Source organism: Streptomyces sp. NBC_00557, from assembly GCF_036345995.1.
Taxonomy (GTDB): domain Bacteria; phylum Actinomycetota; class Actinomycetes; order Streptomycetales; family Streptomycetaceae; genus Streptomyces.
This window is the reverse complement of the sequence record NZ_CP107796.1, coordinates 8,510,697-8,537,656: the sequence shown is the minus strand read 5'-3', so window position 1 is coordinate 8,537,656 and position 26,960 is coordinate 8,510,697. Positions and strand designations below refer to the sequence as shown.

The window sequence follows — 26,960 nt, the reverse complement described above, 5'->3', positions numbered from 1 at the left end:
CGGTCGACTTCCATCTCGTGGGCCGCGAGGTGGCGGCCGCACCCTCTACGCGGTTCCGCCATTGCTCCAGGGACGCCACCGCCTGCGGCGGGCCGCAGGGGTCTCGCGCCCTCCGGCAGGGGGCTCGTCCTGTTTCCCTCCTGGGCGGGCCTGGCCGAGCACAGCGCCCTGCACGGCCGACCAGTCCTGCGTGCGCCACCAGCGGAACAGGTCGCCGGAGGCGATCACGGGAAAGGGGAGCGTATCGACGACCCTGTGCTGATACACCTCGGCAGAGCGCTCGGCGGGGTCGAGGCGATGCTGGTGGTTGACAATCAAGGCAGCGCAGGTGACTGGCTGACCGGGCCGCAGTTGCGGCCATTTTTCCAGATGGCGTTGAAGCTGCGAGATCAGTTTCTCGCCTGCTGCCCCCGTGGCGGCCTTCACCTCGACCAGGCAGGTGGACCCATTCAGCACGGCGAGCAGGTCCGCCGACAGGGTGCCGCCCAATTCCTCGTCCAGATCGGTGACGGCGAATCCGGCGGCACGCAGTACCACGGCGACCGCGTCTTCCAGCTCGCTGCCGCTGCCGTACAGTAGGCCGTTGCGCACGGGGTCGGCCTCCTGTCGTGCCCGCTCCAGATCGTCTTCCAGGCCGGCCCTGTCCTTCAGGTAGCGGCGCTCCAACTCTTCAAGGGCGCCGCGTGCTTGCGTCTCCGCAGGGGTCTCCAGGGCGGGGTCGACATGGTGGCGTGAGCGGACGCGGCGCAGTGCGGCCGGTACGTACTCGGGAAGGGCGCGCTGGACGAGCCAGTCGACCACCTGGTTCCAGTCGACCCCGTCCGGGATCACGTACCAGATCTGCTGGCCGTCGCCGGACGTCCAGCGTGCGACGACGGGCTCGCCCAGGCTGTCGACGAGGATCGGCACCAGCTCGCCTTCGGGCTCGCGAACCGTCATTCCGCGCGGGCCTTCCAGGGCGCTCGCCTGCAGGGTCATCGCCCACCAGGGGGCGCTGGCGGGGCGGTTGCGGAGTCTCAGTCCGAGGTCGCGGTCGGCCGCGTCCAGATCGGGAGCCAGGAAGACCTCCGCCCCCGCGAGCAGCCGCTTGCCTATGATCGCGCCGGTGAAGTGGCGGAAGTCCACGCGGCCGCCGGGCCGGCCGAAGACCGACCGCACGCGGTCTTTGTCATCGTCCGCGGTGCCCATCGTTGCGACGATGAGCGCGGGCTCGCCGCGCGAGGCCGCCCCGGACAGGAACCTGTCGAACTCGTCGGCGCCGTGACCGGAGAAGTGGCTCGGGTTGATGGCGGCGGCGCAGGTGCTGGTGTCCATGTCGAGCCAGCGCGGTTCGGTCCCATGCTCGATCCAGGAGACTCCCGCGTACCTGGCCGAGGCCGCGAAGAGCTTGCGCGCGTAGTCGGCGGCCTGCGGATCGGGCTCTTCCATCTGGGCGGGGTCGTGGACAGCGATGTGTACGGGGACGAGTCCGTTGGGACCCGAGGTGTGCGCGGCCATGGCCGAACCGTAGCGGCCCGGTGTGACACCGCCGCCAGGATCCCCTCCTGCCCAGCCCGCCGAGCAGGCCCGCCAGGGCCACGCCGTGGGACGGCACCAGGAAGCCGAGGACGGCCACCGGGTGCCCGAAGGTGAGCCACAGCCGCACCGCTCCGCTCCCCCCGGCGGCGGAGCCAGTCGGGGACAGCCACGAGCACCCTGCAGGCCCATAACCGGCGTTCTGCAGTCTCGTCTCCGGCTCGCCCTTCTGTGGTGGCGTGTCGGGTACCGGCCGAGACGGTCTACCGTGTCACGTCATGACGGTCTTGATCATCGGCGGAAGCGGCTTCCTGGGCGCCGAGTTGATCCAGCAGGCGGCCACGGCCGGTCACGTAACGGCCGCGACCTACGCGACCAGGCCGGGCACCGCTTCCCACGCCGTGTGGTACCCACTTGACCTGCGGGATCCCGGACGCGTGGACGCCGTGATGGCCGAAGTCGGCGCGGATCTCGTCGTCAATGCATCGAGCGGCGACGCCGACTGGGCGGTGACGGCGCAGGGGCCTGTCCGGCTGGCGATGGCGGCGGCGACGTATGGAAGCCGCCTGGTCCACGTGTCCAGCGACGCGGTGTTCTCCGGCGCCCGAGTCCATTACGACGAGTCGTGCCTCCCTGACCCCGTCACCCCGTACGGAGCGGCGAAGGCGGCAGCTGAGACCGGGATCCTCCTCGTGGATCCGCGGGCCGTCGTCGCCCGCACGTCGCTGATCATCGGCGACGGGGATTCCGTGCATGAGCGCGTCGTGCATGAACTGGCCACCGGTACCCGCGAGGGCGTTTTGTTCACCGACGACATCCGCTGCCCGGTGCACGTCGCCGACCTGGCCGCCGCCCTCCTGGAACTGGCGTGCGGCGACGCGGTCGGCGTCCACCATCTCGCGGGGCCCGACGCTGTGAGCCGTCACGAGCTCGGCATCCTCATCGCCAGGCGTGACGGCCTGGATGCCTCCCGGCTGCCCACGGGCCTGCGGGCCCACAGCACACTCCCCGGCCCCCTCGACGTACGCCTCGACTGCCGGGCCACCCAGCGGAAGCTACGCACCACGCTGCGCGGTGCTCACCAGTTCTGCACCACACCAGCGTGACCGCCCAGCCCGACACCGAGCTGCGGAACTCGCATAGGACGTAAGCAACGCTGGCAGGATGGGTCGGACGGGGCGCACCGAGCCCCGTCCCGGGGGGAGAGAACAAAGGCATGCTGAGAGCTGGAACGACCTGCACCGACGCAATTAATTTCCTGGACAACGATCTCGTGGCCGGGAGCCTCAACGACGTCTCCATCCGGATCCCTCACACGATGAAAACGGGCGCGGAAGCCGCGGCCGAGATGCGGGCCGTGCGCAAACGGTACGACGAGTGGACCTGGAAGGCCGCCGAGGAGCTCAACCGGCGGTTCAGCGACCGGGAGATCGCGGGACATCTCCGTGCGGGCCGCTACCGGGCGATCCTCACCGCGCCGTTGGACGAGGCCCGGCTGATGATGCACGTGGAAATCGCCGAGCTCCAGGACTACTTCAGATCCGTGGCCAACCGGGTGCGTGCCATGCAGGAGCGGTACGGACGTGCCGGTGCCGTGCGGTACGCGGTGCTGGACACGAACACGACGCTGCACTTCACGCGGTTCGACAAAGTCCCCTGGCAGAAGGTGTTCGGGAAGGGCACCACGGTCATGGTGCCGCACGTCGTGGTCGACGAGATCGACACCAAGAGCTACCAGACGGGGGACAAGAAGATCTCCCGGCGGGCACGCGGCGTGTTCCGGTTGCTGGAGTCGGTGCTGGAAGCAGGGCCCGAGAAGGCGATCGCGGATGACGGGACCCCCGTGTTCATCGCGGCTGATGAGCCTGGGCACGCCCGCCTTCCCGTGCCGGACGACGAGTTGGTGGCCTCGGCACTGCGTCTGTACCAGGCCGTCGCTCCCTCGGAGGTGGTCGTCGTCAGCCGCGACATCGGCGTACGGACCCGCGCCCGCACCTGGGGGCTGCATGCACGGCCCCTGCCCGACACGTACCTGATCGAGGGTGGCGAACTTCGCTGGCAGGAACTGGAACAGGCAGCCGCCGAGCTCGTGCCGGGAGGGGGTGTATCGCAGCAGCCCGAACTGAAGGAATCCGCTGCATCCTCCTCACGGCCGTCGGCACGTCAGGCAGGGAACGGCTCGTGACCGAACAGGACGAGCAGGGTCGCCAGGAGCGTGCGGACGCGGTGGACCGCGAGATGGCCGCACGCCTGCTGCCCGACGCCGTTGTGCGAGCGCTGGGCCACTGGTGGGAGGTGAATGCGTCGGTTTACGCGGACGGGACACCCGGCGCGCACACGATCCGCTACACGCCCAACCGGTGGGCGCAGATCATTCCGTGGCCGAAGACGCTGGCGCCCACCTCCGTAGGCGGTGACGCTGCGGTCAGCCGCGCGGAGGTGGCCTCGGCCGTCGCCGACGCGCTGCGGCGGGAGGCGTTCAGGGAGGCACTGGTCGCGACGTATGTGTGGGGCAAGGGAAAGCGCGGCACTCCCGGCGGCAGCGGCCCGGCCACCCTGCATAAGATCCTGGCTTTCGACGGCCTGGACTCGGCGCTGGCCACCGCCGTCACCGCACTGCGCGAGCACGGTGCACCACAGGCGTACACCGCGCTCCAGGGGCAGGTTCCCGGGCTTGGGCCAGCCTTCTTCACCAAGTTCCTCTACTTCACCGGTAGCACGCTGCCGCCCGTCCACGGCGTGCGGCCGCTCATCCTCGATCGGGTGCTGTCCAGATGCCTGAGGTGGATGGCCGCCGCAGTCGGTCGCGAGAGCGGCCACGATGTGGACGGTTCGGTGGCCGCCTGGGTCTGGTCGGACGGGAACTGGTCGCCCCACCGCTACCAGGTCTACCTCTCCTTCATGCACGCCGCCGCCGGCCAGCTGGCCGCAGGCGACAGCTGGCCGTCCGGTACAGCCCCCGACCTGCTCGAATGCGGGTTGTTCACCACCAGCTGGGAGACATCCGGCTGACGGCACGCTGTGCCGATACGGGGCGCCGTGGAAACGGACACCTCTCGCCTACACGCAGGGGGGCACCGAGATCGGAGAACAGCCAGGGACGCTGCTGTCCGCCTTGGTCGCAGGGCACGCATGGCTGCTGGCTTGCTGGATGTATCGCTTCGAGGTTTACGGAGAGGACGAGGCCCATCCCGTGGTGTTCACGCTTGTCAGTCGCACCGACCGCGATGAGTTCGGCTAGGACTGGTTGCAGGGCGTCCGAATCGGCCAAGCCCACAAGTGGGCTAATGCGGTCCATGTCGAAGGTGTCGTTGTCCTCGTCAACCGCTTGGTCTGCGGCGAGGACGGCGTAGGTGAGGCGGGCGGTAGGGCTCAGCTCCTGGTTGAGAAGGGTGACGGCGTCGACCAGGACGGCGTTGGGGTGGCGGCGATAGATGCGAATGAAGGGTCTCCTTCGGCGGAGGCGGCCGGCCGTGTCCTCGGGCGCACCAGTCGCAGCCACGCCGTGGCGCCGGCGGCGATCGGCAGTGGTGGGCGCGTCTGCGGCGACCGCGTTGGGGGCGCTGTCAGTCGAGGCCGCCGGTCTCTTCGATGTGCTGGACGAGTGCTGCCACGATGCGTGGGCGGGTGGCGTCGGGGACGAGGGTGGGTTCCATGCCTTCCTCGATTCCCCAGTCCGTGTTGAACATGACGGGGACCTCATCGGGTGCCACGTTGTTCCGCAGCCACAGGGCGACCCGGGCTGCCGTGTGGGCGTTGCACTCCCGGACGGACACGCCCTCGGGTTCCAGGCTGGCGAAGCCTTCCAGGGTCTCGTCGTCGAAAGTGATTCCGAAGATCATTGATGATCCGCGGACCGGGCCGTCTCCTTCGTCATCGATGCGGATGAACGTGTCCGGGTTCCGCTCACGCAGCCGCGCCTCGAGTCCTTCGAAGGTCAGGCCCCAGCTCTGCCCGCGCGGTGGGGTGAAGACGTACATGGTGCGCAGTTCCGCGATCTCTTCGGGTTCCATAGCGGTACTTTCCTGGGGATGGGCTGGTCAGGGAACGTAGCGAGCGTGGCCTTTGACGCCGTAGGCCGCCATCATGATGCGCCAGTACTGGACGGCGTCTTGGTTGTTGGTGACCGTCTCGACTCCGCGCATCTCCTTGTTGCGTGGGTCGTTGAGCGCGGCGGCGTACTTGCGGAGTTCCAGGCGGTCATCTTTGTAGAGGAAGGCTCTGTCGCCGGTCGCGTGGTTCTTGCGGAGGTCTTCCAGCGAGCGGTAGCAGCGTTGGTTCGGCTTGTTCACGTATTTTGCCTCGACCGCCATCCCGTCGACGTTGCGGAATCCGTCGACCATCAGGGTGTTGGATGGACTGATCCCTGCTGGGATCGGTACCTCGAACTCGGGGAAACCCGCCACGCGCCTCTGGTAGGCCTGCTCGGCCGGCCTGCCGCCGGAGATGTCGCCCTTGCGTAGTGAGTCGAGCCATGTCTGGAAGTTCTGCCCCGCGCTGGGCGTGAGCGGTGGGAACCGCGGGTCTGGAGGAATCGCCGGAGGGATCGGCTGAATGTGCGGAGTGTTGGAAGGCAGGGGACGATAGGCGGCCGGTACCAGCGTCGGGACGCGGATCAAGGGACCGAGGAGCGGCGGGAGGTTGGGAAAGAGGCCGCCGTTGTCCGGCTGCGGCATCTTGACTCGGGACTGGGAGCTGTCCAGTGCGTGAGGGATGTTGCCGAGTGAGGTGATGCGCTTGTCGCCGGCTATGAGGTCGTGCAGGCCGCCGTCGTGGCCGTCGCCTCCGAAGCGTGGCTGTTGCCAGGGCCACAGGAAGTCACCGTCGAGTCCGCTGTTCTCCATGGGAAGGCGTTGTTTGGCGGTGTCGACGTGGTCGGCGTAGGCGTCGCAGGCGTTGGCGAGCATTGTGCAGGCCGTGGGGAGGTTCGTACTTCGCGCAACATCCAGCGCAACGCTCACGGCCTGGAACTGGTCGCCGATCACGCACAGCCAGGTCCTGGACAGCGTCCACGGCGAGCCGCAGTTCCCTTCCGCACTCGGTCGGGTGAAGACGCCGGGACCGGAGAACTTCTGCTGGCGCCGGCGCGTAGTGCCAGGCATGAGGCCGATCACTGACGCGCACGTGGCAGAGCCGGGCTTGGCCGTGGTGGAGGTCGCGGCCGCCGATGACGAAACCGCGCTCGCGGTCCAGGAGCTGCTCGCCACGCGGTGCGCGGTCGCACCGGCGGCCCGAACGACCCGGGAGCCCGGTGAGCTTGGTGTACGGCTGCGCTGCTTCCAGGGCGTATCGGGTCGTGATCAATGAGTATCGCAGCTCCCGGGCGGGTGCCCGTCTGGGGTACGGGGCCCGGCGATCTGCGGACGGCCCACAGGGAGCTCACCGCCGCGGGACCCGGCCGCACCGCTGCCCCGTGTGGACGCGAGTGACCCGAAGCGTTGCCGTAGGCGGGCAGCGACTGGGCCCGAGGGCTCCGGCCGCGTGCCCTGCCGGGATGGTGAGTCAGAGCACAGCGAGCCGGTCCACCAGCAGTTCCACCCTCGGCTCGGCGTCCTCGGGCAGCAGCCGTCCCGCCCGGGTCAGGGTCGCGAGTCCGTGCAGGGACGCCCAGAACAGCTCGGTGAACAGCCCCGGGTTGACGCCGTCGCCGCCGACCTCGCCGAGAGTCTCCAGCAGTGCGGCGAAGGCGTCCTTCAGAGGCTCGGGGGTGTCCTCCTGCGCGTACGCCAGGCCGCCGTCAAGCTGGAACAAGGCGTCGTAGACCGCCGGGTTGCGTGCGGCGAAGTCGAGGTAGGCGCGGGCCAGGGCGGCGACCCGGGCGCGCGGGCCGTCCGCGGCGGAGGTCGCGGCCCGCACCGCCCTGGCCAGTTCGGTGGCCCCCTGAAGGGCGACGGCGCCGATGATCTCGCGTTTGCCTCGGAAGTGGCTGTAGAGGACGGGCTGGCTGTATTCGATGCGCTCGGCTAGCCGGCGGGTGGTGACCGCGTCCCAGCCCTGCTGCTCGGCGAGTTCGCGGGCCGTCGCCACGATGAGGCGCTCGCGCTCCGCCCGTTCACGCTGCTTGCGTTCCTGTACCGACATGACTGGATTCTAGCACCGCTAGACAACCGAGCGGCAGCAGTACTAGCGTTGCCTCATCATCTAGCAACGCTAGTTCACGGAGGGATTGTCATGCTCAACGCACTCGAGGTCGTCACCACCGTCGTCGTCGGCCTGATGGTGGGGGTGGAGTTCTCCGTCGCCTTCATCATGAACCGGATCCTGGACGCGCTTCCCGAGGACAGCGGCCAGCTCGGCCACGCCCACGGCGGCCGGATGCTCGGCGCCCTGATGCCCTTCTGGTACATCGGCTCGCTCGTCCTCAGCGCGATCTGGGCCGTCGCCGGATGGCACCACCACGGCGCCGGACTCGTCGTCACCGCCGCCGGACTGCTGATCGTCAGCGTGATCATGTCGATGCTGCTGCTCGTTCCGATCAACAACCGAAACAAGACCTGGACCCCTGAGAACCGGCCCGCGGACTGGAAGGAGCAGCTGAACCGCTGGCAGCGCTTCCACTACGTCCGCGTCGCCGTCATCATCGCCGCCTTCGCCCTGCTCGTCTCCGCTCTCGTCTGACCACACCGCAGCCCCGACATGCGCTGGTGTCGCCCCTTCATATCGACGGCTCTTGCCCCGTCGGGGTGAGCCCGAGAGGGCTTCGGAGTGCTGACGCAGCGGGCCGACACCGCGCCCGTGGCGCACAATCCCCCACTCCCCGGGCGGCAGGTGGCCACCTACTGAGCTCTTCGGGTTGTTGTCGGCTGTTGGGTGAGTGTGAGTCCGGTGCAGGTGAGGCAGCCGTCGATCAGGTCGGGGCGTAGCTGGATGTGGCGCATTCCCCGCCGGAGGGTGCGCTCGAGGTGCTCGTCGTCGGTGAACGCGGTGTTGGCCAGTGGGCCGCGCCGTAACAGCGACCAGACGCCCTCGACCGGGTTCACGTCCGGTGCGCATGAGGGGGAGTTGGATGATAGTGAGCCAGTCGTGCTCGTCCGCGTACTCACGCATCCCGGCGGCCCGGTGCGTGTTCAGATTGTCCCAGATCAGGACGATGGGAGCCTGGAGCTGGATGTGGGCGCGGACGACCAAGTCGCGGTAGTCGCTCCACGCGAAGGTGTCGCGTCCTTTGCCGCGGTGCTTGCGGTGGCGGCGCGGCCGGTAGATCAGCCGGGAGGTCTCGCCCGGCTTGTAACAGCACATCGCCGCGATAAGACCTCACACGCGCCAAGTACGCCGGCTGGGCCTGCTGCTGGTGCGGCGCATCCTCCAGCGCGGCGGCGAGCCGGCCGGGCGGGCGCGAGGAAGCGCCGGCGCTCACGTCCTGGACGTCGACGTCTACCAGTGCCCGCCTGGCGCGGGTTGCCACTCCGCGGAGGCCAAGCAGTCAGGGGACCGCCGATATCTCTGGGTGCCCCGCTGCGAGAAGCCCATCGCGGGCAAGGCGACCATCTACGACAACGTGTCCCCGTACGAACGGGACCACGGGTGCTCCTCGGCCCGAGTAACTTCAAGCCGGTCCCCCCGCCAAATCGCGCCGACGCAGCGTATACAGCGTCACCGGCCGTCCGGCCGCCGTGGAATCCGGTACGTCCCTGGCGACGGGGACCCCGCGGCCCTGGCCGGACGCCGATCGACTGGGCCGTGAGCGGCAGCGAGCAACCGCGCGCACGCCTGCGGCGGTAAGCCGCGCAGGCGCCGCGGTCCCAGTTGAGCGTCCGCAACGAGTGCTGTTGAGTCGTGACTCCCCCGAGGCGCCGCCGCTGAGCCGACCATGGGAAGCGAGGACGGTGCTGCGCATGGTGGCCAGGGGTCGCTGGCGGTAGATCAGTTGGTACTGTCAGTGGCTGCTGCGGCGGTCAGAGGTCCTCATCATCGATGGGTTCTGGCTCCCGGACGTAGGCAAGGTCGAGGACGTAGCGTTCGGTGACCGGGTTGTTTCTCCAGGCTTCGAGCAGTACCTCGTCGGCGGAATCGTCGCCGAGCTGGTCAAGGGTGGTGGCGTAGTAGTCCGCGGCTGCGGCGCGCCCTTCCCACCATGCGTGGCCTTCGTAGACGCCGGGTCGGGGCAGCGTGATCTCGCCGGCAGGTCCACGGTCGAGCTGACCGATCACGAGTGTGCCGGTCTCGGATTCCAGTGTGATTGTGGTGTGGCCCTCGGCGTTCGCGGGCGGGGCCGGCGGGGCATCCCAGATGCGGATGGTCACCTGCAGGGTCATGTCGGGTTGCAGGCTGAGCAGGTACAGGCGGTAGCCGTTGCCGGCGACCACCTGTGTCTCTGCAGCGTCCAGGGCGGCTTCGTCGCCGAGGTAGGCGTCCGCGTCGTACACCTCCACAACACAGCGGCCGGGGGTGGCGGTGATGTCGTGTTCGGCGAGCAGCGCCATGGTCTGCCGAGCCCTCCTGCTAGTCCATGATCCTCATGTAGAACGCGTCGCCGTCCAGGACGCGGTTGCTGATGGATTTCCTTTGGTTTTTGTCGATCTTGGTCTGGTCGACTTGGCGGTGCAGGGGCTCCTTGGTGCCTGGGACGGTCTTGCCGACCCAGGAGGGGAAGGTTCGCTCTGGGTGGTAGAGGGCGTCGTAGATGTGCAGGGCGCTCTCGTTGACTGCGGGGTCTTTCTTGCTCATCACCAGTTCGACGCGGGCTTGGGTGAACACAGTGCCCTTGTACTTGCCTGCGATCTTTCCGGCGTAGTCGTAGCGGACGTTGGAGTGGAAGTTGTCGGTGCCTCCGGTGAACGGGGCGGCGTTGGGTGAGCTGGCGGTCAGGTCCATGAAGACGGTGGCGACGACGCGTTGCTGGTTGCCTTGGTCGAACAGGGGCCCCTTGTCCGGGGAGGTGTAGGTGAGGGACCACTGCGGGGTCTTGTCCCATACGCCGAGCAGTTCGTCGCGTTCCTTGGTGCCCGGCTCGGTCACTTGGGGGTCGGGGTCGCTGTTGGATGCATCGATGTCGGTGCGGAAGTGCTGGCCCAGACGCCACTTGGTGGCGTCTTCGGTGGGGATCGGCTGGACGCGTATGTTCTCGATGCTGGCGATGTAGTCGACGCGACGGCTGCCGTCGTAGGCGAAGCCGAGGATCCACTGGTCGAACCAGAGCCGGCCCAGAGTTGTCGTGCCTTTGGTGTCGCGCAGGACAAGGTCATAGGGGCGTTTCTGGCAGGTCTCGAAACGTGACTTGATCCAGCCCGTTACCGTCTTGGCTTGCGCTGCTTGCTTGGCGCACTGCTGGCGTAGGTCTTTGTCTCCGGTGTCGGGCTGCTGGGTGGCCACCTTGGAAGAGGTTGTCGACACTCCGTGTGTTCGTGCGTATTCAGCGTAGGGGACAGGGTGGTTGAGGCCTCGTAGTTGGTCAGCCGGCAGTGATGCGGCGCTGACGAACTGCGTAGCCCCGCTGGTTGAAGCATCGACCGGTTGTGCGGCCTGGACGTTGCTAAACGCTCCATGGTGAGCCAGTCCTGGTCGGCGACCCACGCCCGCATCACGCGGCTGCAATGGGCGGTCAGGCCGTCCCAGACCAGGACCACCCGCTCGCCGCGGTAGAACACTTTCATCTGCTCCAGGACCTCGATGAGGGCGGCGGTGTCGTAGCTGCCAGGCGTGAGGTGAAAGCACAGGCGGGCGCCTCGATCGGGGTCGGCGGAGTGGTATCCCAGGGCCCCGGCCATCGACGCCCGCTTCCAGTTCAGCCGGTGCCGCAGCAGCGGGGTGCGTAGGTGCGGCGGACCTGAGGCAGCAGGGAGACACCTGATTCGTCGAGGAACACGATCCAGGCACGTGTGTTCACGGCCCCTTTTTGATCCGCGGCCACTCGTGCGCGATCCAACGGGCGATCTCCGACTCGTCCCTCTCGACCGCCCGCCGCTCCGGGCGCTGCAGACTCCATCCGAGCCGGCCGGTCAGCAACCGCCACACCGACGCCCTCGACAGCACCACTCCCGTCACGCGCTCCACGACGGCGCCGACTCGCTCCAGTGTCCACAGGTCAGCCTCGAAACCATGGGCTTGGGCTCCTCTCTCCGGCGCGGCCCGGACGGTCTCGACTTGGGCGTCGTCCAGCTTGGGCGGACGACCGGTAGCCGCACGCCGCCGCAAGGCCGAAGCGCCACCTTCCTCCCACGCCCCCCGCCATCGTCGCACGCTCTCGACACACACCCCCACCGCCCGCGCGATCTCCGCATTCGAGCCACCCTCCTCGAACAACTCGACCGCTCGAACACGTCGGGCCTCCGCCAACTGAGGCCGCGACAACGGGAGAAGGGAGGCGTCGGCAGCAGAGGGCGAAGGTCGATAAGCCATCCCGATAGCCTCTCACCCACATCACCACCACACCCACTGAACTTACGAAAAGATCAGTAGTACAGCCTGCCATCCATACCACGTACGGCCCGCCACGGCAGCTACCCGACGGCCATGGTCACCGGGTTGTCACTCGCACGCTTACCATGTCCCGCATGAGACACATGTTCGAGCATGCAAGACGCCTGATGGGCCTCTCTTGCGGTGTGGCGCTCGCTGCGACGCTGTTGATGCCGACTCACTCCGCGCAAGCGGCCGGTTCTTCGCTGGACAGCTTCGACGCGCACTTCACCCTCACGCGGGTAGACGGGGACAAGTCTGGCGTCATCGCATCCGTGGAGAACACCGGAGTCGCGAAGGCCTCCGTCACCGACGTCATCAGCCAGCACACGGGGCGCCCCTCCTTGTGTCACGGAACCGGCCTGAACGGCGCTCTGAAGTACGACGGATTCTGCTGGGACGACGCCGACGACAGGACCGGATACACGGACGACCCCGCCGGCTGGATGCCCCAGGGCTTCTCAGGCTCGCACGATGCCAGCGACGACGGCCTCTACGATGGCCGACATCTCTACGTCGCCTCCTGGTACTTGGGCAAATACGCCAACAACAAGCCCAACGAGCAGTACGCCCGCATCTCGATCGCCCAGTCGACCGGCGACTCGGTGACCTATGGGCACGTCGCGCTCGTGGAACCGGTCAACGGCAACTTCCAGAACCTGACGTACACCTCGCACGAAGACGGCATCGCCTGGTACGGCAACCGCCTGTTCGTCGCCAACGGTGCCGAACTCCAGGTCTACGACCTGACGCACCTGTGGAAGATGACGGACACGACCAGTTCCGGCACCGGCCTCAGCAATGGCCAGAGCTCCGCCCGTTACCACCAGTGGGCGCTGCCGCTTCTCGCGCGTTACACGACTCAATCGAACGTGACACCCGACAGCAACATCCACCCCTTCCGCAATGACGACCCTCGCGCCTGTCAGCCGGCCACGGGTGAACTCTGCCTGAGCAGCCTCAGTATCGACCGATCGAGCGGCAGTCCGGTTCTCGTCTCCGTGGAGAACATCAAGGCGGCGGGCGGCCGTATCGTCCGCTGGCCGCTGTCGCAGCTGGGCTCGGGCCTGCCCATGCAGCTCAACTCGGAGCCCACGGGCTACACCACGCCCGTGTGGAACGTCCAGGGTACGGCCACCGACGGTCACACCTACTACATGAGCGGCGACTGCCCCGATACCTGGCCGTCCGGCTACTCCTGCATCCACGAGGCCGCGCCGGGCGACGCCCCGCACGTTCTGACCCAGTCGCCGTGGCTGACCGAGAGCCTGTCCTACGACCACAACGTCGGCCGTCTGTGGGGCCTGAACGAGGCACTGGTGGACAGCGCGGGCCCGCACCGCGTCGTGTTCTCCATCGACCCGCACGCCGGCCAGGAAGTCAACGGATACGGCTGGTTGTCCAATTTCACCAAGCCGGGCTTCGTCTGCGCGACCCCGCAGGGCGACGGAACGGCCAACGGCACTCCTGTCACCGTATGGCACTGCACCGGTGCGGCCTCACAGCGCTGGGCCTACATGGGCAACCGCATCGTCAACGAAGCGAGCGGCAAATGCCTGACCCCGCAGGGCGACGCCGAGAACAGCGACGGCGCTCTTCTGACCCTGTGGACCTGCAACACCTCCGCCTCGTCCCAGCTCTTCTACCCGGTCAATGGCGGCACCGCCAACGAGATGGGCAAGGGCATCACCCCGAAGGGCAACGCCCTGGAGGACGGCACCTGGCTGACCCTTTGGACTCAGCCCGTTGCTGTGCCGGACGTCCAGAAGTGGAGCGTGCACGGCTTCTAGGGTCCGTCTTCGAATGGATCTTGCCTACAGCAGGAATGACGCGAGTGTGACCGCCGCTTCGTAAGAGGTGGCGGTCTTCTCGTATCTGGTGGCGATGCCACGGAATCCCTCGAGCCGGTTGACAAAGCCTTTGGTGCCCCCTTACTCCGGCCCACAGGGTCTGTCAAATGAACGGTGTAACCAGGGTGGTTGGGTTAATGGCGGGCTGCTGAGAGTCGGCCGTCGAAGGTGATGTCGAAGGCGTTCAACGCGGTCTTCCAGCGCATGGTCCACCGGGCCTGGCCCTTGCCCGTGGGATCGAGGGACATGATCGCCATGTAGACGCACTTCAACGCGGCTTGCTCGTTGGGGAAGTGTCCGCGGGCCTTGACCGCCCGGCGGATCCGCGCGTTCACCGACTCGCTCGCGTTCGTCGTGCAGACGATGCGGCGGATCTCGGTGTCGAACCGCAGGAACGGGGTGAATTCCTCCCAGGCGTTCTCCCACAGTTTCACGATCGCCGGATACTTCCTGCCCCAGGCGTCGACGAACTCGGCGAACCGCTCCAGGGCGGCCTCCTCGGTCGGCGCCGTGTACACGGGCTTGAGGAGGCGGGCGATTTTGTCCCAGTCCTGGCGGGCGGCATAGCGGAAGGAGTTCCGCAGCAGATGGACCACACAGGTCTGCACGATGGTGCGGGGCCAGACCGTCTCCACTGCCTCGGGCAGGCCCTTGAGCCCGTCGCAGACCAGCATCAGCACATCGTTCACGCCGCGGTTCTTGATCTCAGTGAGGATGTGCAGCCAGTGCTTGGCGCCCTCACCGCCGTCGCCGGCCCACAGCCCGAGGATCTCGCGACGGCCCTCGGTGGTCACGGCCAGGGCCATATAGATCGGCCGGTTGGCGACCGCGCCGTCGCGGATCTTGGTTCTGTCGACGATCTTGTGATCCGGTGCGGAGGGTGTCACCGTGCGAGTAGGACGCGTTTGCGAAGGAGATCGAGGCCAGCCCGGCCGAACATCTGGCGTTTCAGCATTTTCAGCCGGTTGATGTTGCCTTCAACAGCACCTGAACTGTGTGGCAGGGACAGACCGTTGTGGACGGCGTCGAAGTCGCGGCGGAGGTTGCGGGCGAAGCCCGCAAGCGGAGCCAGGGTGTCGTGCTCGACGCCGGCGATCCACTCCTCGAGCCGGTCGCCATGGCGTGTAGTCATCATGACGGCGAACTTCCTGACGTGGCCGGTGAGCCTGTCCAGTTCGGGGTCGCGCTCACGCAGACGGTGCAGCTTGTCGGCATCGCCGTCGCGGAGGTGTTCGGGATGGGTCATGATCCATGAGGTGACCTCGCGAACCGAGGGAGGCTTGGGGCCGACGACGGGTGCGTGTCCGCGCCCGGCGCGATAGCGCCGCAGGTGACGCTGGACAGCCAACTCGCCTCCGGGGTAGCCGAGTTTTTGGATCTCCCGGTGGAGCTGTGCGGCATTTCTTATGCCTTCGTTCCAGCGTCGGTGCAGGTAGCCGACGTACGGGTCAACGACATGCGCTCGCTGCAGGCTTTTGGCGACGACATCATCAGCGGAGCGGGCGTTGACGAGTTTGCGGACGGTGGCCTGGTGCAGCCCGAGCTTCCGGCCGATCGCCGCCTTCGACATCCCCTGCGCCCACAACTCGTGGGCGGCGGCATGCTGCTCCCGCAGCCGGGTCACGATCTTCAGCTCCTTCGACGGCTGCACCACCTCGGGCTCCGCTTCCGGGTGGCCGGGGCCGTCTTCCGTTGCGGCAAGCGGTTCGGCCAGACGGGAACGGTGGGCGCTGACCGTCTTCTCAACCGCCTGGCCGAGGTTGGCCCACAAGTGATATCGGTCCGCGACCTGCTGGGCCTGCGGCGCCCCGACCCGTGCTCCTTCCCCGTAACCGCTGGAGCGGTCCCGGCAGATGACCTTCACCTCGGGATGGCCTTGGAGCCAGGCGGCCAGGTCCTCGCCTTCGCGGCCGTCGTAGAGATGCAGCGGCCGGTGGGTGGCCATGTTGATCAGCACCGTGCCGTAGTGGCGGCCCTTGCGGAAAGCGAAGTCGTCGACACCAAGCACCTCATCGTCACCGATCTCCGGTTCGGGCAGGGCCCGGACCATCCGCAGCAGCGTGTCCCTGCCCACGGTGATACCGACCGCGGCCGCCAGGCGGGCCCCGGCCCGGCCAGCCAGCGCCAACCCGATCTGCGTCAACAGCCCGCGGAGCAAAGGGGTATAGCGGCCGTGCGGAGTCGTCAGCCCCGCGATCTGCTCGGCGAACGTCACTGCCGGGCAGGCGGGATTCTCACAGCGGAAACGACGTATGTGTAACTCGATCACGACACCAAGACCGCCCACAGCGGCATCACGCAGCGTGCGTACATACCTGCCGTGCACCCGCGACGAGCTATGACCGCAGCGGCAGGTCCCTGTCGTCGACCGTGCTCGTGCCCGCAGTACTACCTTGTCCGGCCGTCGCTCGACCTCCTCGATCAGCAGCGCGGACAGGTACGGAAACAACTCCAGGAGCACATCGCGAGAGCACCCGATGCATGATCGCGAACAGTCGTCACAGCCCGCTCAACCGTCCGGATCACAAGATCGTCGACAGAACCCGGATCTTGACGTGGATGGCGTCGATGAAGACCACCGGATAGACGGCGTCGAGCGGCCGGTTCTGCCATTCGGCCATGCCGTCCAGGACCTTGTCCGTGATCGTGGAGATGGTCTGCCGGGAGACCTCCGCCCCATAGACCTCCGCGAGATGGGCTTGGACCTCACCGGTAGTCAGGCCCTTGGCGGCCAGTGAGATGACCATCTCGTCGACACCGGTCAGGCGCTTCTGCCGCTTCTTTACGATCTTGGGTTCGAAGGAGCCGTCCCGGTCGCGGGGCACGGCTATCTCCACTGGTCCCACCTCGGTCAGCACGGTCTTGGAGCGTTTGCCGTTGCAGGAGTTGGCGCCGTTCTTGCCCGCCGGATCGTGCTTGTCATAGCCGAGGTGGTCGGTGATCTCGCCCTCGAGGGCGGACTCCAGCAGCCGCTTGGTCAGCTGCTGCAGCAGCCCACCCTCGCCGGTCAGCTGCAGGCCCTCGGCCTGGGCCCGGCTCACCAGCTCGTCGATCAACTGGTCGTCCACGGCCTTCGCTGACACCACTGCTGTCGACTCAACAGCCTCGTGCTCGGCCACGTTCTCACTGGTCATCGATGCATCTTCCATGATCGGCAGTTACACCGAACGATTTACAGTCCCGCACCGGCTCGTCGATCAGCTCCTCGCGGCCGACCACGTCCGCACCGCCACTGTCGAGGCCGCCCTGCGCAGGTTGGAGTAGCCCAGCTTTGCGTAGGCGACCGCGTCGGCGAAGGACGAATGTAACTGCTTGCACAGGTCGGGTCCTTCACCACTCAACGTGCCAGCGAGCGTGTCACGGTCGATCCCACCGAAGTCACTCGTGTCAGCCACCGTGACGAGCGCCGCATATTTCTTGTCGCTGTCGCTGGGCGCACTGGAGCAGCCGACCAGTATGCGCGCGGTGAGGGCCGTGACGAAGCCGGCGGTGAGTGATCGCTTCATGGTCACCCTCAGCTAAGCCCGTCGACGGCCGTCTTATACGCGGCGGCCTGAGCAGGAGTTAGGTAGTGGGAGACGCGGACGAGGACGGTGCCTTGGACGTAGTCGTACTCGGAGAGCGCGGGCATCGACTTGGTGACTGCCTGGACGTACTTCGCCCGGTCTGCGCATCGGTCGGGTCGGCGAACACCTCGATCGAGCCGCCGCGGTCGACGTCGCCCTTCTTCGTGTACTCGACGTCGGACGCCTTGATCCGGGAGTCGGTGAAGTCGACCTTCGACGTGTACTGGTTCGGGCGGCCGAGGAGGTGGTTGCCGTCGTTGGCGGCGGTGACGACGTCGGACAGGTGCGCCGAGGGGACCTTGGCAGAGAGCTTGGTGAAGGCGGTGCTCGCGGTCAGCAGCTGACTGGCCGCAGCCGGCTTGCCCGGCTTCCGGGTCTTGTCACTGGTCGGCAGTGGCTTGCTGGTGCTGCACGCGGCGAGCGCGGCCAGGAGGACAGCGGCAGTCGCGGTGGTGCTGAGGGTGATTCGTCTCATGCGGGTGATCGTGACGGCCTGACGCGACTTGCGTGGGCTGCGTGTCCATCCTGTGACGAAGTGTTCGATCGGGCTCGCCGCCGACATAGGGGAGGCACCTGCGGCATCATGGCGAGCACCGACGGTCGGCGAGCAGCAAGGAGAAGTCCGCCTGAGTGAGTTCGCAGACGACGTCATCGCCCGCTACCTGGAGCTGCAGCTTGGGATGCGGGAAGTGCTCCTTCACGACTCGGCTCAAAAGGCGCAGATTGGTGATCGCGTTGGGGATGCTGACCCACCCGTAGGCGAGCCACCCACCGCATGACGACGGCCCCGCCTGGACGATCCGATCCGGAGCGGGGCCGCTATGCGTCTCACCAGCGCGAGGTTCGCTACAGCGGGCACCGGGGAGGATGAATCGTAGACCGACTCGGGGGCACGCATGAATGCTGGTCATGGTGGCGGAGGAGCTGGCGGTCATGGTGGTGGGCACGGAGGTGGTCACGCCGGCGGGCACCACGGCGGCCATCATGGCCACCACGGAGGGCACCACCATAATGCCGGGGAAAGGCCGGACGCCCTTCTCCCGCCGGAAGGCTCATCACTTTCGCTTCAAGAGCCGGGCTCGCTGGGTGACGTCGCCGCCGTCTTGTCCTGCCTGGGCTGCGCAGGGCTGATAGCCCTCTTCTTCTTCATCGGCTACCTGATCAACAGGTAGAAGCCCCGGCAAATTGCCTGCCGCCTCCGCCGCCAGATTCACAGATTCCGACCGCGCCCACCCAACCCACCCGTCACACCGGGCTCATGGTGATCCGGTTCAGCGTGCAGGCCGACACCCGTGAGGAATGCGTCCAGGGCCTGGAGCACCTCGTGCCGCCGACCTCGTGCCCACGATGCTGCCTGCCCAGATCAGCAGCGACCGGTGGTTGGCCCGCGCCGTACCCCGGTCGGCCTCTCGACCGCAGGGGCCTCGCGAGGTGGAGTCGGCCGGTTAGCCTTCCCCGCGCTGTCCGAGACGATCGGACCGGGGTGAGAAGAGACGGGGCCATGGATCCGCAGATTCAAGGAGCGTTGTGGGGCGCGGGAGCAACTGCCCTTGGCAGTGCGATTGGCTGGCTGGGTGCCAGGTCGCAGGCCCGGGCCTCGCTGGAGGCAGTCCGGATGCAGGTCCGAGGTCAGAGGTTCGACGCTCGGCAGCAGAGCCGACGCGAGGCGCATGCCGCGTACTTCGGGACGGTGGAAGAGGTCCGGATGGCGGTGGCCCATGCACGAGGGGTGATGGTTGCACACATCCAGCACCCGGAAGCTACGGCCACTGAGACGCCTGCGGGGGCACGCTATGCCGTGAACGAGGCTCTCAAGCGGATGTGGTTCCAGTAGTCGCTCCTGCGCCTGTCGGTGTCGTCGCTGGAGAGGATGAGCGCCGAGAGCCATGCAGAGCAGATGACCGGCCTCTGAGGGTCTTGGATGAGTGGTGGGCGGCTGCGCTTCGGCGGGATGCTGCGGTCTACGAGGTAGATGAAAGGCTCCGAGAACAGTCGGACCACCTTGTTGATGTCATCGACCATGTAATGGATCAAGCGCGTTCTTGGCTCGATGCTGACCCAGCAGTCGACCATCACCGACCACGCCTTTGGGAGAGGGTGAGGTCCCGATATCACGACTGGCGACTGCGAAACGTCCTGAGCGATTGACGAGCGCCCGCCGTCGACGGGGGACTCGGCGGGGCCTCGGGCTCAGTGTGGCACGGCCCGCTACGCCGTGCTCGCGGAGGGAAGATTCGGGTGCCTTCCTCCGATCCCCCAGGCGATCGCGTCGAGCAGGCGCAGTGGCGTCACTTCCGCCGGCACGAGCGCCGCCAGTCGCGCCCACACCTCCGCCTGGGTTGCCAGATCATGCACGAGGTGCTCCGCGAGGAGAGGGAAGAACTCCGCATCCGGCCGGTTCCGAACCCATCGCATCGGGTAGCCCGGCGTCGGTCTCCACCTCCCGTAGCAGCTACGGACGTTGTCATCGAACAGCGGGACCAGCAGCGGGCGCTTACGGTGCAAGATCTTCGACAGGATCGTGAGCTGCACGCCGGGCAGTGATCGGTACGGGTCGAGGACTCGGACGAGGTCGCCGAGCAGCTGACGGTGCCGGTCCTGCTCCACCGCCGCCTCCAGGCTGAGATCGACCGGCACCGCTGCGAGGGCTCGTTCCAGCGTGCCGCGGACCGTGTGAAGGGAGGACATGCCAGCGATCGACGGTCCTGCGTTGAGCATGCCTGGGGCAAGGAAATCGCCGTCGTTGGCTTCGTTCGGCCCGCTCCCGGTGTCGAGGCGGTCGTAGGCCGGCCACGCGTACACGCCGCCGGCGCGGGTGGCTGCCGCGTGCCGGTTGGCGTTCTCGTCGAAGTAGCGAGTGACCCAGTCGGCCGCGGCCGTGACCGTGAGACTGCGGCCGCCGATGTGAAGTAGCTGCTCTGTCACGTCATCACATCCAGGTCGCCGGGCCGGTCCGTGTCGCCCACCCGGCCAGCGCCCCGTTGTCGACGAGCCGGATCCCCTGGCGGACACCGTAGTCAGCCGCTGGCTTCGTGAAGACGCTGGTCGTCACGACCACGGCGACGTGGGCGCCGTGCACCGTGTAGCAGGTCCCCCCGAACCGCTGAAGATCCGGCGAGCCAACCTTCTTCGTCGGCCCGTACCGCTTGCACTGGATCATGATCCGCCGGCAGTCCGGGGCGGTGGCGATGACGTCCGCGCCAAGACCCCCGGCACCGCCGACGACGCGGACGCCAGTGCATCCGTCGCGCTCGCACAGGAACGCCACCGCACGCTCGAACTCCGCCGGGACCATGGCGTGGTAGCGAGCGATCTCCGCGGATAGCAAGGAGCGGATCCGGTACCGCTCGGCGGCCTGCTGCGCCTTGTGCCGCCCAACCCCCAGGGATACGCCAGCAGCGACAAGCAGCAGGATGGCGCCGACCGGCACATTGGTGATCAGCAGCAGCACGGCCCCGGCCAACGAGAGGACCGCGCAACCAGGCACGGCAGGTGTTGCTGATCTGCGGCGTGCGGGCGCGCTCATGGCCCCCCATGATCTGGTTGATCCTGATGGGGCATCATGCCCGGCCGCGGGCGTGCGTGTATCCCAAGGGACGATCTTGTGACGCAACGGTGTGGCCACGTCTGGTCAGTGACTCCAGCAGTTGGCCAGGACCGCAGCGAGCAGGAACATGAAGAACAGAAGCGACCCCGACGGCAGGCAGCCGTCACCCCGAGCCTCCGCATGCACCGGCCGGACGCCGTCCCCCGGCGGCCGGGGCCAGGCCGCCGTGCACGGCACGTCGATGCTGGACCAAGTCGTCGTCGGCGTAGGCTCGGCGGTCGCGTCTTTCCGGTGAGATCGCGTCGCAGGAGCGGCAGGAAGTACTCGTACGGCATCGGGCTTCCCAGGGTCATTCGTGGGGTGTAGGAGGCGTAGCTACGGGCGTAGCGGCTTCTGCTACATCGCTGGTCACGGCCGTAGTAGGGATGCTGCTACGGCTCTTGGAGAGGGTCACGGGAGCGGCCAGGGGGCGGGCGTCGATCCAGGCCTGCAAGTCGTCCCGGTGCACCGCTCGATTGACCCTTCCAGCGGCGTCTCGCACGGAGGCTCGGATGGGGACGCCGCGGCGGTCGAGAGCGGCGGTGACGTCGGCGGTCGTGCAGGCCGTGTCCTGGCCGGTTTCGTGAAGGTGCTGGACGACCGTCTTCAGGTGGACACCGGGGGCGTCGCCGATGAGTGCCTGCACGATGCCCGGCAGGGGGTCGGCCGCCGCTTCGACGGGCAGCTCCTCTTCTTCATGCTCCGGCGCTTCCGCACGATCCTCCGGGGCGTGCACGAGGGCGGCCACGGACCAGCCGACGATCAGCCAGATCACCCACGCCCGGTAGCGGACAGCGACGTACACGAGGACCAACGCGCCGGCGCTGACGGTTCCACCCGTACCGGCCGAGAGGCGCAGCAGGAGCACACGCGAGCCCGCGCCGACCGGCCCGATCAGGGCCAGCGAGGCGCGGACACGAGGTGAACGGGTCCCGTGCTCCGCCCCGGCACGCCCGTGCTGATCACGCGATTACCGCGTGCTCGCCCCGCTCCTCGCTGAGGTGACAGCGCGGCGGATCCGTGTCCCCTGGTCGTCTTCGAGATCGACCTCGGCATTCTCGTCGGCCCGGACGTCCCCGACTGAACCCAGCCGCCTTTGCCCCGGGATTCGACCACGGGGTGGTCTTCGTAGCGGCAATCCGGCCGCAGCGAACACCGGCACGTCGTAAACCGATTCCCTCTGCAGGTTCGGCCGCTCCCGCCCGGCTCGGGCCCGGCTGTCAGTGGTGCCTCGTACCGTCCTGGCATGGGTTTCACCTCGGCCTGGTCCATCAGCGCCCACGACGATGGCTTCATCAACGCTTTGGCGCCGCGGCTGCTCCCACTGATCGCTGCGGAGCGGGACGAGCCGTTCGCCCGACAACGCTGGGAACGCTGGTGCCGGGAGCCTCTGCCGGACTTCCGAACGTGGTGGAACCCCTTCGGCCAGTACCGCCAAAGGGAGGCGGACGCTCTGGAGTCCTTCCTGGAGCTGACCGCTTCCGGAAGACACGTGCAGAAGATGTACGACGGCCTGCCGGGCGACGACGACTTCTCACTGCTCACCCACGTATGGGACCTGGTCACCGACGCGGAGGACATCTTCGTTTCGGTCAAGAGCAAGGAGTACGCGCTGAGATCTTTTCTCCACGCCATCGGCCCCGCCCGGGCCGCCCTCCTGCCTGGCTGGTGCGGCAACTTCCTCCTCACCTCCGCCGAGGTGCGCCAGACGCTTCCTGCTGTCGAGCAGGCACTGGGCTTCACGCCGGAAGAACGTGCGAAGGCCCAGGACCAGGACTGGCTGGGCTACGGCGACGAAGAGGAGAGCGTCCTGGACGGTCCGCTGCGGATGTGGCGGCATGCCGCGGCGCACGCACGCGGCCTGTGCGGGGTGTCCGTCACCATGTACTGAGGACGCGACCAACATCGGCGACCAGGCTGCCGACCCGGTTGCCGGTCCGCAGCTGTGCCGATCCGGGCAGCGGAGGTCAGACGTTGTGCAGCATGCACCGCCGCTGACGGGCCTGTACGCGCAGCAGCGTGTATCGCGGCCCGTTCCGGCGGACACGGCAGGCCAGCAGGCATCCTGCGGAAGGAGCCGCGATGTGCCCGGCGGCCGGTCCCCTCAGCCAGCCATACCACGTGCCGCGTGCCGCAGGGCGAACACCCCGCCTCCATAAGGCGGTTGCCGCCGCTGACCTTTCGCACCGAAAGAAGTAGACCCCATCCCATCCGCCCGGCTGGCGAGGCCGCTCTGTCCGACGGATGCGGCCTCGCGGTCAGGTACTCCTCGGGTGCACTGTTGATGTAGGACGCGATGAGCTCGGCCTTGGCGTGGTGATCCTCTGCAGTTGTGTCGGCGACGCGTGAATCGCGACCGGGATGCGCTGGACATAGGCCCGTAGGAACGAGCCGCGGGGATAGCCCTGCAGAGGGATCCGGGTGGCGCTGTGGGTTCGGGCACCCGGATCCGCCCGCTGTGGGGCAGGTTGTGGGGTGGCTACTTGGGGGCGACGAGCATGTGTTCGGTGCCGAAGGTGGCGCCGGTGTGCGTGTACATGGTGGTCTCGCCGTCGGACCAGCGGACGACGAGGTCGTCCGGCCAGCCGTTGGAGTCGTAGCTGCCCGCTGTCATCACCGAGTCGTGGGACCAGATGCTGCCGGCCGGAGCCATCTGGATTTCCTTGCCGGTGCCGCTGGGGCCGGTGTCCTGGAACTGGGAGACGTGTCCGTCGGACCAGCGCACCAGGGTGTCCCAGTTGTTGCCGCTGGTGAAGTCGCACGCGGTGACCAGGGTGGCGTCCTTCCAGGCGCTGTTCTTCTTCTGCAGCTGGTGTTCGGTGCCGAAACCCTTGTCGCCGACGGCGGTGTAGTCGGTGACTTCGCCGTCGCTCCAGCGCACCAGCAGGTCGCTGATGTATTTCGCGGTGCCGAAGCTGCCGCCGGTGATCTGGTCGGCGTGGCTCCAGATGGATCCGGCGTCGGCGAGTTTGATCCCGTCGTCCAGGCCCTTGGTGCCGATGTCGGGGAAGAGTCTGACCTCGCCGGAGTCGAACACCACCAGCAGGTCGGAGCGGGTGCCGCCGGCGAAGTCCCCACCAGTGATGGACTTGGTGTTCTGGAAGATGCCGTGGCGCGCGGACAGTTGGCGCTCGCCGGTGAAGCCGCCGTTGCCGTCGCCGGTGTACAGGGTGACCTCGCCGTCGGTCCAGACCACGATCAGGTCGCCCTTGCCGTCGCCGGTGTACTCGCCCGAGGCCAGCAGCTTGGCATGGGACCAGGTCTCACCGCCGCCCATGGAGTACGGCAGCGGCGGCTGGTTGTAGGTGCTGCCGTGCTGGGGGACCTGGTTGTTCTTGGCCTCGTCGTACAGACGGAAGAACCAGTCGCCGTGCATGGGGCTGTAGGTGAGCCAGTCGACGTCGTCGTCGTTGCCGCCGCCGTTGTACCCGCCGACGTTGCCGATGATCTCCCCGGTGCCCTTCGCCCAGTCCACCTTGGAGAACCAGGGACCGCCGGAGACACCGCCCCACATGCCACGGCACTTGGCCTGGATCTGGTAGAAGCCCGGCAGCGCCTCCGTCTGCGTGGGGCACCGCACCGGATGGTCCTCGGGGTCGTGGCTGGCGGGGTAGCCCAGCAACGTGACCTTGTTCAGGTAACCCGGCGTGCGCACCAGCGTGTTCGCGCCCACCACGTCCTGCGCCTGCTTGCCGCTCCTCGAAGGCTCGAGCCGACCGAAGGAGAAGTCCAGGTCGGAGATGGGCTTCTTGCTGTTGTGCACGTACCGGTTGTCGGTGAAGAACTTCGCGACCCGGTAGAACCCGAAGGTCTGCTTGTCCAGCGTCTTTTCGGCAGCGTACATGGGGACGAAGACGGCCTTACCCCCGTCGCAGTGCCCCGCGGTCAGGATCAGATTGCGCCCGGGGCTCTCCACCACGCTGGCGGTGCAATGGTGCGCGTGCATCCGCTGGGTGGTCGGGTCCGTGTCGTAGGTGAAGATCGTCCCGACGGACGGCAGGCCGAGGATGTGCTCCGCGGTCGGCATGTCGGCCGCCACGCCAGGAGCGGCCGGCGCCGCCCGCCGCAACCGGGCCCTGGCGCTCGGGTCCGCCTGCTGCGCGTGCTGTGCCGGGTCGGTGGCCGAGGCCATGCGGGCAGGCGTCCAGAAGCGGATGGCGTCCTCGTCCGAAAAGCCGTCGTCGCCGGTCTCGGTCGCGGCCGCCCCGCTCGCGCTCGCCGAGGGTGAGACCGAGGGCTCCCCGGTGCCGGTCCCGGCCGAGGGGCTGGCAGAGGACGAGGACGCGGGTTCACCGGACGGTCCGGCTGAGGTTCCAGCGGACGGGCCGTCGGACTTCACCGTCGCCGGACTCAGGTGGGGCGCCGCTGTGACGTCCTGAACCATGGCCTGCGCCTGGGCGAGGCTCCCCCCTCCGGTCAGGAGCAGGACAGTTCCGGCCACGAGGACCACGAGGCGCGATATTCGTCTGTGTGAAGTATGCAAGGAATGCTTTCTGAGTCATGGACGAACTGCCTCCGGACCGGAAGCGGCCGGAGGAAGCAAAGGAAAGACGAAGGAAGAACCGAGGAAGGCGAAGAAGGCGGGGAACACAGTTCGGCGCGCGCCCACCGGTGCCCGCTCGACCCGCCCAGGGGACGGTCCGCGGCCGCAGGGTCCGCCGCTAGGCGGAGGGTGCAGCCTTCCGTGAGCGGCGGCGCCGTACCGCGAGCGCGCCGCCGGAGGCGAGTGCCAGCCCCGCGGCCGCGACGCCACCGGCGACCGCCCAGGACGGGCCGCTGCCGTCCGCGACAGGCTGGCCGGCGATCGTGACGTGCTGCTTCGTGGTCTGCTGCCCGTGGTGGCTGACCACGGTCACGGTGTAGCGGCCGTCGGATACGTCGCGTCGCAGCTGTCCGTGGCCCGCGTAGACCGTTCCGGGGTCGTCGCATTTGCAGCCGGGGTCGTCCGGGCTGCCCGTCCTGATCGTCAACGGACCCTTGAAGATGGGCGACGTGGCGGTGAGGGAGTCCTCCCCCGGTGCGGCCCGCAGGTCGGTGAGGACCACCCGGACCTCGCTGCCCGGCCGGAGGGAGGCGGGTGTGCCGCTGCCGGGGGAGGCGTTCCTGGGACCAATGACCAACCGGTAGATCTGCGCAGCGTTCTCGGCCAGGACCTTGAGTTGTGCGGTGGCGATGGTACGACCGTGGCTCGTCGCGGTGACCGGATAGGTGCCCGCGCGCAGGCCCGAGCGGACACGGTGGTCCGTTCCCGGCGCGTCCACCTGAACCGACTGCGTCGACCCCTTCTTCAGGGGAGTCAAGGGGATCGGCTCCTGCAGAGCCGGGGAGGTGACCTCGACCCTGTCCCACCCCGGTGGCATTCCCTCAAGGCTGAACGAGATGTCGTCACCCGCCTCCAGCGGGAGGTTCTGAGCCACGTGGTACTCCAGGCGGACCCCCGAAGACGGGCTGCCGCCTGGAGCCGGGCTCGCGCCCTCGGCGGCCGACACCCCCGCCGCGCCTCCCAGCAAGAGGGCTACGGCAAGACCGGAAACCCGAACGGCCTGAACTGCACTGCGCAACAACGATCCCCCTTCGCTACAGGACGGCTGAGCCGGGAAGGCCACATCGATCCGCCCTGCAGGAAGAGGGCAAAGACGCACCTCAGGTTGCGAAAGACGTTCACAATGCACGACCCCCGCCGAGGACGAGTGTCCCCCCTTGGCCTGGACCAGCCTGGCGATCACCGGAACGCGGTTCCCAAAGGCGGACGCCAACGGCATCATCGCCACACGACAGCGCACCGGACTCGCACCGCCCCGACGCACGACCCCCTGCAGCTTCTGCCCTTCTTGATCGGTCGGTCTGCGCACTCGCGCAGGTTCGGCCACCACACCTCCAGTGGTCGAACGGACGTCACCGCCGTCCAGCCGCTCCCACCGCCAACCCGGCGAGCCTTCCGGTCAGAGCACTTCCTGGCGAATCCGCAGCAGTACGGCCTGTTGCACTGCGAGAGCGACTGGGTCCTCGCTGAGCAGAGACTCGGCGGGACGCGTATGTGTCAGT

The 26,960-nt window shown here is 67.7% G+C and carries 23 protein-coding genes and 4 pseudogenes; 7 read left to right on the top strand and 20 right to left on the bottom strand.

Features of this window, described 5'->3' with window-relative positions; translation table 11 throughout:
* Window positions 1-45: 45 nt before the first annotated feature.
* On the bottom strand, window positions 46-1,497 hold the full coding sequence (locus OG956_RS38220; RefSeq protein ID WP_330342574.1) for a hypothetical protein: 1,452 nt from the start codon (window positions 1,495-1,497) through the stop codon (window positions 46-48).
* 296 nt (window positions 1,498-1,793) lie between these two features.
* Here OG956_RS38220 and OG956_RS38215 point away from each other — a divergent pair, with 296 nt between their 5' ends.
* The 3 genes from OG956_RS38215 to OG956_RS38205 all read left to right on the top strand — a co-directional run bounded on the left by OG956_RS38215 (window position 1,794) and on the right by OG956_RS38205 (window position 4,527).
* Window positions 1,794-2,621 (top strand): SDR family oxidoreductase, encoded by an 828-nt coding sequence (locus OG956_RS38215; protein WP_330342573.1) that lies wholly within the window; start codon window positions 1,794-1,796, stop codon window positions 2,619-2,621.
* 110 nt (window positions 2,622-2,731) lie between these two features.
* Window positions 2,732-3,700: a PIN domain-containing protein gene (locus OG956_RS38210; protein ID WP_330342572.1), complete on the top strand. Its 969-nt coding sequence runs from the start codon at window positions 2,732-2,734 to the stop codon at window positions 3,698-3,700.
* Window positions 3,697-4,527, top strand: a complete 831-nt coding sequence (locus OG956_RS38205) for an 8-oxoguanine DNA glycosylase OGG fold protein (RefSeq protein WP_330342571.1) — start codon at window positions 3,697-3,699, stop codon at window positions 4,525-4,527. Before OG956_RS38210 ends, OG956_RS38205 begins: the two co-directional genes overlap by 4 nt.
* A 554-nt stretch (window positions 4,528-5,081) precedes the next feature.
* Here OG956_RS38205 and OG956_RS38200 read toward each other — a convergent pair.
* Together OG956_RS38200 and OG956_RS38195 are read right to left on the bottom strand one after the other, a co-directional pair.
* Complete coding sequence (locus tag OG956_RS38200; RefSeq protein WP_330342570.1) at window positions 5,082-5,528, bottom strand: hypothetical protein; 447 nt, start codon at window positions 5,526-5,528, stop codon at window positions 5,082-5,084.
* A gap of 27 nt (window positions 5,529-5,555) precedes the next feature.
* Window positions 5,556-6,500 (bottom strand): restriction endonuclease fold toxin-2 domain-containing protein, encoded by a 945-nt coding sequence (locus OG956_RS38195; protein ID WP_330342569.1) that lies wholly within the window; start codon window positions 6,498-6,500, stop codon window positions 5,556-5,558.
* 115 nt (window positions 6,501-6,615) lie between these two features.
* Between OG956_RS38195 and OG956_RS38190 the strand changes: the two genes are divergently transcribed.
* On the top strand, window positions 6,616-6,822 hold the full coding sequence (locus OG956_RS38190) for a DUF6207 family protein (protein ID WP_330342568.1): 207 nt from the start codon (window positions 6,616-6,618) through the stop codon (window positions 6,820-6,822).
* A 195-nt stretch (window positions 6,823-7,017) separates the two neighbouring features.
* Here OG956_RS38190 and OG956_RS38185 read toward each other — a convergent pair whose 3' ends face one another.
* Complete coding sequence (locus tag OG956_RS38185) at window positions 7,018-7,596, bottom strand: TetR/AcrR family transcriptional regulator (protein ID WP_330342567.1); 579 nt, start codon at window positions 7,594-7,596, stop codon at window positions 7,018-7,020.
* A 90-nt stretch (window positions 7,597-7,686) separates the two neighbouring features.
* Here OG956_RS38185 and OG956_RS38180 point away from each other — a divergent pair, with 90 nt between their 5' ends.
* Window positions 7,687-8,133, top strand: a complete 447-nt coding sequence (locus OG956_RS38180; protein ID WP_330342566.1) for a DUF1772 domain-containing protein — start codon at window positions 7,687-7,689, stop codon at window positions 8,131-8,133.
* 158 nt (window positions 8,134-8,291) lie between these two features.
* On the opposite strand, the pseudogene OG956_RS38175 reads toward OG956_RS38180, so the two are convergent.
* The 4 genes and pseudogenes from OG956_RS38175 to OG956_RS38160 form a co-directional block, all read right to left on the bottom strand.
* Window positions 8,292-8,763, bottom strand: a pseudogene (locus OG956_RS38175) (transposase); the annotation flags it as partial.
* A gap of 647 nt (window positions 8,764-9,410) precedes the next feature.
* Complete coding sequence (locus OG956_RS38170; protein ID WP_330342565.1) at window positions 9,411-9,938, bottom strand: hypothetical protein; 528 nt, start codon at window positions 9,936-9,938, stop codon at window positions 9,411-9,413.
* Window positions 9,939-9,957: 19 nt separating this feature from the next.
* Window positions 9,958-10,827, bottom strand: a complete 870-nt coding sequence (locus OG956_RS38165) for a hypothetical protein (protein WP_330342564.1) — start codon at window positions 10,825-10,827, stop codon at window positions 9,958-9,960.
* A gap of 510 nt (window positions 10,828-11,337) precedes the next feature.
* Window positions 11,338-11,853, bottom strand: a complete 516-nt coding sequence (locus OG956_RS38160) for a winged helix-turn-helix domain-containing protein (RefSeq protein WP_330342563.1) — start codon at window positions 11,851-11,853, stop codon at window positions 11,338-11,340.
* A gap of 155 nt (window positions 11,854-12,008) precedes the next feature.
* Between OG956_RS38160 and OG956_RS38155 the strand changes: the two genes are divergently transcribed.
* Window positions 12,009-13,703, top strand: coding sequence for an RICIN domain-containing protein (locus OG956_RS38155; RefSeq protein ID WP_330342562.1), 1,695 nt, complete (start codon window positions 12,009-12,011; stop codon window positions 13,701-13,703).
* A gap of 194 nt (window positions 13,704-13,897) precedes the next feature.
* On the opposite strand, the pseudogene OG956_RS38150 reads toward OG956_RS38155, so the two are convergent.
* The 9 genes and pseudogenes from OG956_RS38150 to OG956_RS38110 all read right to left on the bottom strand — a co-directional run.
* Window positions 13,898-14,608: pseudogene (locus OG956_RS38150) on the bottom strand (IS256 family transposase); the annotation flags it as partial.
* A gap of 38 nt (window positions 14,609-14,646) precedes the next feature.
* Complete coding sequence (locus OG956_RS38145; RefSeq protein ID WP_330342561.1) at window positions 14,647-16,224, bottom strand: ISL3 family transposase; 1,578 nt, start codon at window positions 16,222-16,224, stop codon at window positions 14,647-14,649.
* Between the two features lie 82 nt (window positions 16,225-16,306).
* A pseudogene (locus tag OG956_RS38140) lies at window positions 16,307-16,897 on the bottom strand (transposase); the annotation flags it as partial.
* A 63-nt stretch (window positions 16,898-16,960) separates the two neighbouring features.
* Window positions 16,961-17,269, bottom strand: a complete 309-nt coding sequence (locus tag OG956_RS38135) for a hypothetical protein (RefSeq protein ID WP_330342560.1) — start codon at window positions 17,267-17,269, stop codon at window positions 16,961-16,963.
* 58 nt (window positions 17,270-17,327) lie between these two features.
* Window positions 17,328-17,804 (bottom strand): hypothetical protein, encoded by a 477-nt coding sequence (locus OG956_RS38130; RefSeq protein ID WP_330342559.1) that lies wholly within the window; start codon window positions 17,802-17,804, stop codon window positions 17,328-17,330.
* Window positions 17,805-17,910: 106 nt separating this feature from the next.
* The gene (locus OG956_RS38125; RefSeq protein ID WP_330342558.1) at window positions 17,911-18,324 is read right to left on the bottom strand and encodes a hypothetical protein; all 414 of its coding nucleotides are present in this window, start codon (window positions 18,322-18,324) and stop codon (window positions 17,911-17,913) included.
* 1,213 nt (window positions 18,325-19,537) lie between these two features.
* Window positions 19,538-20,254, bottom strand: a complete 717-nt coding sequence (locus OG956_RS38120; RefSeq protein WP_330342557.1) for a DUF6308 family protein — start codon at window positions 20,252-20,254, stop codon at window positions 19,538-19,540.
* A gap of 4 nt (window positions 20,255-20,258) precedes the next feature.
* Window positions 20,259-20,855, bottom strand: a complete 597-nt coding sequence (locus OG956_RS40380; RefSeq protein WP_443065654.1) for a restriction endonuclease — start codon at window positions 20,853-20,855, stop codon at window positions 20,259-20,261.
* A 370-nt stretch (window positions 20,856-21,225) separates the two neighbouring features.
* Complete coding sequence (locus tag OG956_RS38110) at window positions 21,226-21,720, bottom strand: hypothetical protein (RefSeq protein WP_330342556.1); 495 nt, start codon at window positions 21,718-21,720, stop codon at window positions 21,226-21,228.
* Between the two features lie 441 nt (window positions 21,721-22,161).
* On the opposite strand from OG956_RS38110, the gene OG956_RS38105 reads away from it, so the two are divergent.
* On the top strand, window positions 22,162-22,806 hold the full coding sequence (locus OG956_RS38105) for a hypothetical protein (protein ID WP_330342555.1): 645 nt from the start codon (window positions 22,162-22,164) through the stop codon (window positions 22,804-22,806).
* A gap of 588 nt (window positions 22,807-23,394) precedes the next feature.
* Here the strand turns inward: OG956_RS38105 and OG956_RS38100 are convergent.
* The 3 genes and pseudogenes from OG956_RS38100 to OG956_RS38090 all read right to left on the bottom strand — a co-directional run.
* Entirely contained in the window at window positions 23,395-25,356 is a 1,962-nt protein-coding gene (locus OG956_RS38100) for a trypsin-like serine peptidase (RefSeq protein ID WP_330342554.1), read from the bottom strand.
* A gap of 220 nt (window positions 25,357-25,576) precedes the next feature.
* Window positions 25,577-26,332, bottom strand: coding sequence for a hypothetical protein (locus OG956_RS38095; protein ID WP_330343050.1), 756 nt, complete (start codon window positions 26,330-26,332; stop codon window positions 25,577-25,579).
* Window positions 26,333-26,617: 285 nt separating this feature from the next.
* Window positions 26,618-26,785: pseudogene (locus OG956_RS38090) on the bottom strand (IS630 family transposase); the annotation flags it as partial.
* Window positions 26,786-26,960 lie beyond the last annotated feature (175 nt).